At 73.9% G+C, this 6446-nt stretch carries 5 protein-coding genes and 2 pseudogenes; 4 read left to right on the top strand and 3 right to left on the bottom strand.

Annotated features, from left to right (window positions below):
* Nucleotides 1-159: 159 nt before the first annotated feature.
* Entirely contained in the window at nt 160-945 is a 786-nt protein-coding gene (locus SLP03_RS31070; RefSeq protein ID WP_319464206.1) for a pyrimidine reductase family protein, read from the bottom strand.
* 150 nt (nt 946-1095) lie between these two features.
* Between SLP03_RS31070 and SLP03_RS31065 the strand changes: the two genes are divergently transcribed.
* From SLP03_RS31065 to SLP03_RS31055, 3 genes are all read left to right on the top strand, one after another.
* Nucleotides 1096-1641, top strand: a complete 546-nt coding sequence (locus SLP03_RS31065; RefSeq protein ID WP_319464205.1) for a plasmid pRiA4b ORF-3 family protein — start codon at nt 1096-1098, stop codon at nt 1639-1641.
* Nucleotides 1642-1816: 175 nt separating this feature from the next.
* On the top strand, nt 1817-3250 hold the full coding sequence (locus tag SLP03_RS31060) for a GH1 family beta-glucosidase (protein ID WP_319464204.1): 1434 nt from the start codon (nt 1817-1819) through the stop codon (nt 3248-3250).
* 86 nt (nt 3251-3336) lie between these two features.
* Nucleotides 3337-4383: a LacI family DNA-binding transcriptional regulator gene (locus tag SLP03_RS31055; RefSeq protein WP_319464203.1), complete on the top strand. Its 1047-nt coding sequence runs from the start codon at nt 3337-3339 to the stop codon at nt 4381-4383.
* Between the two features lie 186 nt (nt 4384-4569).
* Here SLP03_RS31055 and SLP03_RS31050 read toward each other — a convergent pair.
* Nucleotides 4570-4800: pseudogene (locus tag SLP03_RS31050) on the bottom strand (acyl-CoA dehydrogenase family protein); the annotation flags it as partial.
* Between the two features lie 55 nt (nt 4801-4855).
* Nucleotides 4856-5944 (bottom strand): phosphotransferase family protein, encoded by a 1089-nt coding sequence (locus tag SLP03_RS31045; protein ID WP_319464202.1) that lies wholly within the window; start codon nt 5942-5944, stop codon nt 4856-4858.
* Between the two features lie 148 nt (nt 5945-6092).
* On the opposite strand from SLP03_RS31045, the pseudogene SLP03_RS31040 reads away from it, so the two are divergent.
* A pseudogene (locus SLP03_RS31040) lies at nt 6093-6446 on the top strand (amino acid-binding protein); the annotation flags it as partial.

Here is a 6446-nt window from a genome sequence, read left to right as displayed (position 1 = left end):
GCCCGGCGTACCCGCGCCCGTGTCGTGTCCGAGGGGGCTGTCCGCATATCCCGGGTTGGTCGGCGGGGGACCCAGCCGCGGACCGCGCGACGACCGTGCCCCCACGAGCCGTTGCCCCCGCGCCCGGGGCCCGACCCGTCCGCGGCCGGCGGTTCGGGCCTAGCCCGCGGGCGCGGCGCCGGCCGGCGCCGCGCCCGCCACGTCCCCGGCGTAGCGCAGCATCAGGACGCCGTCGTCGGCGGCGAGCACGTGCCGCAGCGGGAGGCGGCGCGGTGGGCTGGCGTCCCCGGCGGTGATCCGGCCGGGCCCGGCGCCGGCGAGCAGCGGCGCGACGGTCAGACAGAGCTCGTCGACCAGGTCGGCGGCGGTCAGCGCGCCGAACAGGTGCGGACCGCCCTCGCAGAGCAGCTGACCGAGACCCCGGTGCCGCAGCTCGGCGAGGCCGGCGGCGAGGTCCACCCGGTCGGCGCCGCAGCGGACCACGTCGGCGACGTCGGTCAGGCCCGGCGGAGCCTCGGCCGCGGCGCTGGTCAGCACCACCGGTCGGACCGGCGCGTCGGCGAAGGCCGCCTGACCCGGGTCGAGGTCCAGCGAGCCGGAGACCACCACCAGCGTCGGGTACTCGGCCAGCCCGTGCTCCCGGCGCCAGGCCCGGCGGCCCTCGTCCAGGCGGACTGCCCGGTAGCCCTCGTGCCGCAGGGTGCCCGCCGCCACCACCAGCGCGTCGCAGAGCATCCGCAGCAGACCGAAGACCCGCTTGTCCGGCTCCCCGGAGAGCCCGGCGGAGTAGCCGTCGAGGGCCACCGCGCCGTCGACGCTGGAGACGAAGTTGACCCGCAGGTGGGGGTGGTCGGCGCGGCCGTAGAGGGCGGCCAGCTCGGCGTCGTCCAGCGGCCCGGACGCGGGCGCCGGCCAGAGCCGGGAAATCGGGATTCCGACGGTCATTCGCTGGCCGGACCCGTGACCGGAGGGGTGGGTCGGGGGGTACGGTGCTGGCAGTCGCACCAGTTCCGGCCAGGACAGTCGTCGTGCCGCCTCGCCCGGCACGCTCGGCAGATCATGCTGGCAGCCTATGCCGAGGAAGGACGGGACAGCATGCCGCGTCAGATCTTCCAGGTGAAGGTGTCCCTGACCGGGGTCCGGCCGTCGGTCTGGCGGCGGGTGCTGGTCCCCGGCGGCTACACGCTGGACCGGCTGCACCGGGTGGTGCAGCACGCGATGGGTTGGCGCGACTGCCACCTGCACTCGTTCGAGATCGACGGCCTGCAGTACGGCGAGCCCGACCCCGACGGCGAGCTGGCGCTCCGCGACGAGCTGGACGTCCGGTTGGACGCGGTGGTCGGCAAGGGCAGCCGCTTCCACTACACCTACGACTTCGGCGACTGGTGGGAGCATGACCTGGCTGTGGAGGACGCGTTCACCGCCGACCCGGACGAGCGCTACCCGTCCTGTGTCGACGGGGAACGCACCTGCCCGCCGGAGGACGTCGGTGGCCCCACCGGCTACCAGGTGCTGCTGGTCGCGCTCGCCGACCCGGCCCACCCGGAGCACCGGTCGATGCGCGACTGGGCCGGTGCGGGCTTCGATCCGGAGGCCTTCGACCCGGGCCGCGCCGCCACCCTGCTGCGCCGGCTCTGCTGACCCGGTCGACCGCCCGTAACGCCACGCCTCCGCCCGCCGCGTCGCGGCGGCGGCGCGATAAAATCTGGGAACGCTCCCATAGGTCTATTGACACCCATCGCGGCCGACGGCAATCTCATGGGAGCGTGTTCGGCCGCCAGATCATCGGCGGGATCATGGAAGGTGCCGTCAAGTCATGAGCAACCCAGCCAGCCCGCCCGCAGCCGGCGTACTCGACCACGGGCCGGACCTGACCTTCCCGCCCGGCTTCCTCTGGGGCGCGGCGACCGCCGCGTACCAGATCGAGGGGGCGGCCGCCGAGGGTGGCCGTACCGCGTCGATCTGGGACACCTTCAGCCACACGGACGGCCGGACCGTGGCCGGGCACACCGGCGACGTGGCCTGCGACCACTACCACCGGATGCCCTCCGACGTGCGGCTGATGGCCGACCTGGGGCTGAAGTCGTACCGGTTCTCGGTCTCCTGGCCCCGGGTGCAGCCCGGCGGGTCGGGCGCGGCCAACGCCGAGGGGCTGGACTTCTACCGCCGGCTGGTGGACGAGCTGCTGGCCCACGACATCGAGCCGTGGCTGACGCTCTACCACTGGGACCTGCCCCAGCCGCTGGAGGAGGTCGGGGGCTGGCCGGCCCGCGACACGGCCGACCGGTTCGCGGACTACGCCCAGCTCGTCGCCGACGCGCTCGGTGACCGGGTGCGCTACTGGACCACGCTGAACGAGCCGTGGTGCTCGGCCTTCCTCGGCTACGGCTCCGGGGTGCACGCGCCGGGCCGGTCGAACGGGGCGGACGCGGTCCGCGCCGGGCACCACCTGATGCTCGGCCACGGCCTCGCCGTGCAGGCGCTGCGGACGTCCCGGCCGGACGCCCAGCTCGGCATCACCGTCAACCTCTACCCGGTCACCCCGGCCACCGACGCGCCCGGCGACGTCGACGCCGCCCGGCGGATCGACGCCCTGGCCAACCGGTTCTTCCTCGACCCGGTGCTGCGCGGGTCGTACCCGGCGGACCTCAAGGCCGACCTGCGCGAGGTCACCGACTTCGGGCACGTCCGGGACGGCGACCTGCAGATCATCTCCACCCCGCTGGACCTGGTCGGCGTCAACTACTACAGCCGGCACGTGGTCGCCGCGCCGGTCGAGGGGGCCGAGCCGGAGAAGTCCTGGCGGGCGCGGTCGTGCTGGCCGGGCAGCGAGGACGTTCGGTTCGTCACCCGGGGCGTCCCGGTCACCGACATGGACTGGGAGATCGACGCCCCGGGGCTGGTCGAGACGCTGGAGCGGGTGCACCACGACTACACCGACCTGCCGCTCTACGTCACCGAGAACGGCTCCGCCTTCGTCGACACGATGGTCGACGGGCGGGTCGACGACGCCGACCGGCTGGCCTACTTCGACGCCCACCTGCGCGCCTCGCACGCGGCGATCAGCTCCGGGGTGCCCCTGAAGGGCTATTTCGCCTGGTCACTGATGGACAACTTCGAATGGGCCTGGGGATACACCAAGCGGTTCGGCATGATCTACGTCGACTACGACAGCCAGCGCCGGATCCCCAAGTCCAGCGCCAGGTGGTACGCCGAGGTGATCCGACGCAACGGTCTGGCCGCACAATAGGCGAAGGCCAGCCAGTTCACGGGCGGCTCCGACGTCCACCCCGACCGGGTGGGCGGCGGATCCGCCCGACGTCGGAGGAGTTGACGATGACAACGCAGCGCACCCGGTCGCTCGGGCGCCCGACCCTCGACGCGGTGGCGGCCCGCGCGGGCGTCGGGCGCGGGACGGTCTCCCGCGTGGTCAACGGCTCGCCCCAGGTCAGTCCGGAGGCCCGGGCCGCGGTGCAGCAGGCCATCGCCGAGCTGGGGTACGTGCCGAACCGGGCGGCCCGCGCGCTGGTCACCCAGCGGACCGACTCGGTGGCGCTGGTGGTCTCCGAGTCCGGCGAGCGGGTCTTCACCGAGCCGTTCTTCGCCGGCATCGTCCGCGGCGTCAGCTCCGGGCTGCTGGAGACCCCGATGCAGCTCTGGCTGGCCATGGTGCAGTCGCCGATCGAGCGGGAACGGGTCGAGAACCACCTGACCAGCCAGCACGTCGACGGCGTGCTGCTGCTCTCGCTGCACGACTCCGACCCGCTGCCCACCCTGCTGGAGGAGCGTGGCCTGCCCACCGTGCTCGGCGGCCGGCCGGCCCGGATGCTGCACCCCAACGCCCAGCCGGCCTGGTTCGTCGACATGGACAACGTCGGGGGCGCCCGGCAGGCGGTGGAACACCTCTTCGAGCGGGGGCGGCGACGCATCGCCACCATCGCCGGGCCGCAGGACATGGGCGCCGGCCTGGCCCGGTTGTCCGGCTACCGGGAGGCCGTCCAGGCCACGGGCGGCAGCGTCAACCCGGACCTGATCGCGTACGGGGATTTCAGCGAGGGCAGCGGCACCGCCTGCATGCGGCGGCTGCTGGAGGTCTGCCCCGACCTGGACGCGGTCTTCGCCGCCTCCGACCTGATGGCGTTCGGCGCCCTTCGTACGCTCCGCGAGGCTGGCCGGCGGGTGCCCGAGGACGTGGCGGTGGTCGGCTTCGACGACGCCCCGATCGCCCGGCAGGCCGAGCCGCCGCTGACCACGGTCTTCCAGCCGGTGGAGGAGATGGGCCGGCAGATGGCCCGGCTGCTGTACTCCCGGATCCGCGGCGACGAGCTCCCCTCCCCGCACGTCCTCCTCGACACCAAGCTCATCCACCGCGCCTCCGCCTGACGGCCTCCCCACCTCCCCCACCCCCCGCCATCCCCGCCGGGATCCGCGCACACCCACCCCGCCGCGCGCGCCGCCCCTCCGCCAAGATCCGCGCACTTTCACAGAATGCGTGGCTATTCACGGCCGGATAGGGCCTCTTTCCGTGAAAGAGGGCCGACTGGTGGGCGGGAGGGGGTGGGGAGCGGGTCAGGCGGGGGTCGCCCAGCGGCGGAGTTCGCGCTTGGCGAGGGGGGCCCGGTGCACCTCGTCGGGGCCGTCGGCCAGCCGCAGGGTGCGGGTCTGGGCCCAGTGGCCGGCGAGCGGGGTGTCCTGGCTGACGCCGGCGCCGCCGTGCCCCTGGATGGCCTTGTCGATCACCCACTCGGCCATCGCCGGGGTCGCGATCTTGATGGCCTGGATCTCGGTGTGCGCGCCCTCCGCGGTCAGGTCCGCCCCCGCGAGTTCCCTCTCGTAGCGTCGCAACCCCAACCAGCTACTTCTCCCGGACCGCGCGCAGACCGTGCTCGACCAGCGGCGCCACCATGTCGCCGATCCGGTCGAAGCCCCCGCCGAGCGTCTGCCCGAGGGTGTGCCGGTAGTGGATCCCCTCGCAGATCACCGCGAGCTTGAAGCAGCCGAGCGCCACGTGCCAGTGCAGCGGGCCGACGTCGACGTCGCTGCGGCCGGCGTACCGGTCGATCAGCTCGGCGCCGGTGTGGAAGCCGGCGCGTGGGCCGATCCCGTCGGCGACCGGGTTGCCCTCGGCGAGGTCGCTGTCGCCCAGCACGCTCCAGTACGTCAGCAGCAGCCCCAGGTCCGCGAGGGGGTCGCCGAGGGTGGCCATCTCCCAGTCCAGCACCGCCCGGACCGTGACCGGGTCGACCGCGGCGAGAAGGTTGTCCAGCCGGTAGTCGCCGTGCACGATCCGTCCCGCGTTGGCGCCCTCCGGCACCGTGTCGGCGAGCGCGTCGCGCAGCTCGTCGATGCCGGGCAGCTCGCGGCTGCGGGAACGGTCGAGCTGGCCGGCCCAGCGGCGTACCTGCCGGCCCAGGTAGCCCTCGGGGCGGCCGAAGTCGGCCAGCCCGACGGCGGCCGGCTCGACCATGTGCAGCGCGGCCAGGGTGTCCATCATCGCCATGGCCAGGTCACGCCGCTGGCCGGCGGTGAGCGGGTCGGTCTGCGACCGGCTCCGGTAGACCTCGCCGTCGACCTTCTGCATCAGGTAGAACGGCGCGCCGAGCACGTCGGGGTCGGCGCAGAGCAGCAGCGCCTCCGGGACCGGGACGTCGGTCGGCGCCAGCGCCGAGATCACGCGGTGCTCGCGGGCCATGTCGTGCGCGGTGGCCAGCACGTGCCCGAGCGGGGGCCGGCGCAGCACCATCTCGCGCTCGCCGGCGCGCACCAGGTACGTCAGGTTGGACTTGCCGCCGGCGATCAGCCGCGCCGACAGCGGCCCGGCGGCCAGCTCGGGCCGCCGCTCGGTCAGGTACGCGGCGAGCCGGTCGAGATCCGGGCCCTTCGGGGACCGGTCGGACGCCGAGCCGGTCGGGGTGCGGGCAGGGTCGACGGCCGGTTCGGTCATCCGAATAGTTGATGGCAGCTCAGCTTTCTTGTCAAGGTCGGATTTGCCGCCGGGACATGCCGCTGCAACAGGGGTGAAATGGTCAACCGACAGGCCGGTGCCCAGCCTGTCGGCCGCCACGGCCGGCCCGCCGAGCGGAGGACCAGACATGTTGCTGAGAGTTCGGGTGACCCTGCCGGACCGACCCGGGACGCTCGGCCAGGTGGCCCGCACACTCGGCGTGTCCGGTGCCGACATCGTCCAGGTGGTGGTGCTGGAGCGGCTCGGCGGCCGGGCGGTCGACGACTTCACGGTGGTCTGGCCGGGTGCGGCGCGGGTGGAAGGCCTCCTCGCCGGTCTGGCCGCGTTCCCCGGCGTCAAGGTGGACGGGGTGTGGCGGGCGTTCGGCGCGCCGACCACCACCGGCCAGGACGCCGAACTGCTCGCCCCGGTCGCCGCGATCCCGACCGACGGGGTGGCCACCCTGGTGGACGCGGTGCCCGGGCTGCTCGCCGCCGACTGG

Source organism: Micromonospora sp. RTP1Z1 (genome assembly GCF_033804685.1).
Classification (GTDB): Bacteria; Actinomycetota; Actinomycetes; order Mycobacteriales; family Micromonosporaceae; genus Micromonospora.
The sequence above is the reverse complement of the archived record's forward strand: the minus strand, read 5'-3'. Positions and strand labels throughout refer to the sequence as shown.